This is a genomic window from Intestinibacter sp. (assembly GCF_022780145.1).
Taxonomy (GTDB): Bacteria; Bacillota; Clostridia; order Peptostreptococcales; family Peptostreptococcaceae; genus Intestinibacter.
The window spans coordinates 1-3,581 of record NZ_JALEXO010000321.1; the positions used below are offsets into that span (position 1 = coordinate 1).

The 3,581-nt window shown below is 27.4% G+C and carries 3 protein-coding genes; all 3 read left to right on the forward strand.

Going from position 1 to position 3,581, the window contains the following annotated elements; all coding sequences use genetic code 11:
• Positions 1–273: 273 nt before the first annotated feature.
• Entirely contained in the window at positions 274–1,062 is a 789-nt protein-coding gene (locus tag MR593_RS12115; RefSeq protein ID WP_290693305.1) for a helix-hairpin-helix domain-containing protein, read from the forward strand.
• A 222-nt stretch (positions 1,063–1,284) separates the two neighbouring features.
• Entirely contained in the window at positions 1,285–2,817 is a 1,533-nt protein-coding gene (locus MR593_RS12120; RefSeq protein ID WP_290693308.1) for an SH3 domain-containing protein, read from the forward strand.
• Between the two features lie 10 nt (positions 2,818–2,827).
• The coding region (locus MR593_RS12125) for a transglutaminase domain-containing protein (RefSeq protein WP_290693311.1) at positions 2,828–3,581 on the forward strand (754 nt) is incomplete at its 3' end.

A 3,581-nucleotide genomic window follows, 5' to 3' on the forward strand; every position in this document is an offset into this window, starting at 1 on the left:
GACAATCATTTTGTGGCTTGTTATAATTAATAAAATTGAGGTTATTGTAATATGACCTCAATTTTATTTTTTTAGCTATATAAAGAATATTTTTTAATAATATTTATAAATATTATTGTAATGTGATAAAATTTATATATGAATTGTATATTAAAAATAACGGGAGGATATTTATATGAAATTTTCTTTTAGCAAAGAATTACAAATAACACAGATGGCAGAAGGCTTAAATAGAAAAATAGTAAAAATAATTATTTGAAAGGGTGTGATAAAATGGCTATGGTAACAAGACGAGGCTTGATATGGGAGCTTTTAAATTCTATATGGATAATATTCTCTTTTTTAGGACTTCCATTTATATCATTTCTTTATATTGGAACAAAAACTAGAACTACAAAATGGAAGGTTACAGCTGTAGTATATTTCTTAATTTATGCAGTATCAATAGTTTTAATATGTATATCTTCTTATGATATGAGTATGATTTTTGCATTAGTCTGGCTTCTTAGTTTATTGATAGGATTGATTCACTCATTTTTAGTTAGAAAGGAATATCTTATTAGAAGAGATTACCTTCTTAATAATGGAGTAGAAGAACAAGAACTAGAAGAATTAAGAAAGCATGTAAAAAAACAATATAAAGGAAAAGACTACATAGAAAGTAGTGGAAATGATACCCATCTCGACAGTACGTACCATTCTCAAATGAGCTACAGAGATTATGATACGAAGGATGAAGAACTTAAAGAATATTACGATGAATCTATAGTTAAAGGAAATGAAGAAATTCTAGATAATAGTGAATATATATCTTACAGCAAGAAAAATAGCGATAGTTCAGTAAACACTGATGGTACAATAAACATAAACAATTGCTCTGTAAATGACTTACTACAGCTTCCAGGAGTAACTCAAGAAATAGCAGATAAAGCGATATCTCTTAGAACTATGCTTGGAGGATTTAATTCAGTGCAAGAATTTATGGATATGATGCATATAGATTCTGCGTATTCAGATCAAATACGAGAAAAGGCGACTGTAAAAGAGAGAGGTATGTATTAAATTAGTAAATTGACAATTTATAAGATATTAAATTGGGAAATTGAGGCGAAATATTGTTATTTTGGTCTCGATTTCCTTTTAATTACGATAATTTATAAGGCGAAATTTTATTACAAAAATCAATCAAATAAATATTGATAATCGGTTTATTTTAAAGTATCATATAATATAGAATTATGAGAGAATATGTAAAACTTATTAAAATTTGGAGGAAAAATGTATATGGGAAGGGATAAAAACTTAAGCGAGTCCTTGCGATATATATATGAACATTTAGGGGTAGAAACATTTCAAAATGAAAAAATCGTATATTCCTTATTAACCGATCTTATACCAAAGGAAAAGATGAAGATAAATTGGGTGTTAGATGCGATTAATAGTGGAGCAATCAAACCTTTAATCGAAGCTGAAACAAAGAATCTAGATAGAGAAGAGCAAAAGAAAAAAGCGAGAAATATTTTTGAAGCTAATGAAATAAATAAATCTAGAATCGAATATCTTTTAAATTGTTTTTCTTATGGATTAAAATGGACAGATAAAATGATCAGCATAGAAGAAATAAAAGCTCAAGAAAAAAAGGCTAATTCTAAAAATAATATCAAGGAAACTATAAAAAAGACTACGACAAAAAAGGCAGATAATAAAAAAAATAATACAGACACAAATAAAAATCAAAAAAGACAAACTACAATAAATAGTAATAAAATACAAAAACTAGAATATGAATTAGATTTAATACATAAAAAGACAGATAATGTTATACAATTTTACAGAAACAGTGTTTCACAATTGAAACCACTGAAATTATTTGGGTCTGCTTTTATAAATCTATTTATAATTATTGGATGTATATTTATGATGGTATCATATTTACTTTTATTAAAAGAAGGCTATGTTTATAAAAAAATGTTGGTTTTAGATATATTTGGTGTTTTTTGCGGAATACGTCTATTAAAAGGGACATTTAGAAATTTAAAGGATTTGAAGGTTAAATTGGATAGAAGAAGTACCTACAATAAATATATAAATTTAAAAGGTGCTGTGGATTTTACTTTAAAAAATGTATCGTCGGGCTCAGTTAAGAACTTGGATGATTATAATGCTACTTATACATTAATTCAAGACTATGAAAAAAAATTCGATACATTACAGGTTAAAATGAAAAGTATACCATCTACTATAAAGGAAGAAAATAAAACGATAGCAAAGTGGTCTGCTTTATTTATTGTTATATTCATAATCAGTGGTGTATTTGAGCCTAGATTAGTATATGATCACATTAGTATTTATCATATACTTTCAAGAAATGCAGTAGAATTTATATCTGATAAAATTTACGACGAGAAATTTGGATGCGTAAAGACAGATGCTGCCAATATAAGAAGAGAGGCAAATAAGGACTCAGAATCAATTAGAATAGTTGAAAAATATGAAGTATTAAATTTAACTGGAAAATCATATACAAACGATGGCAAAGTTTGGTATGAAGTAAATTTATACAATGAAAAAGGATGGATAAGTAGCTCTGTTATAAATGTAGTTCCTAAAATTATAACTGTAACTGAGGAGGCTGCAAATATCAGAGATAGAGCAAATATAAATTCAGATGTAGAGATGACAGTTAATAAAGGAGATACTCTATATACTACAGGTAAGGCAATAACAAAGCCTGAGAGAGTTTGGTACGAGGTTTACATACAAGGTGAAGATGGATACTGGATTAGCTCTAATGTAGTAGAGGAAGCTGAAGAATAAGGAAAATACTATGAAATATTATTTTAGTAAGCTGAATAAAGAAGGAAGAGAAATTTATAAGAAAATTTATTTTTCATTAGAAAATTTTGAAGAAAAAATTACAGTAAAAGGAAAAACAGAATTTGTAAAAGACATCTATTATATGGTTATAAATGATAATCCTATGATGTTTTATGTCAATCCCTATCAAATTGCATACTATAACATAGACAAGCATGTCTGGATAAAGCCGATATACGTCTATGATAGGGAGAAGACTAAGAATATAAAGTCTAAAATAAATTCTATTTTGAAGCCTTTTGAAGAAAAGATAAAAACTATGCCTTCAAAGCTGGAGAGAGAAAGGTATATACATAGATGCTTGACTAGCAGTATAAAGTACAAATACAATCACGATTTAAATGATGTAGAATGTCATACTATTGTGGGAAGCTTTATCAATAAAGAGGCTGTATGTGATGGAATATCTAAGGCATTTAAGCATATGTGCGATTTGGCTAGAATTAACTGTAATGTAGTTCTAGGAGATTCGTGGAATGAGTACGCACCTAAGCAGAGCCATGCTTGGAATATGGTTAAGATAAATAAAAAATGGTACCACATAGATGTAACATGGAACATAAATTTATCTGAAAGATTTAAATATATAAGATACGATTATTTTAATCTACGAGAATATGATATATTGAGAGATCATAGAAATTTTGAAAAGCTTGAAGTGTGTAATAGCTTAGAAAATAATTATTTTTATGAAAATAATTGTA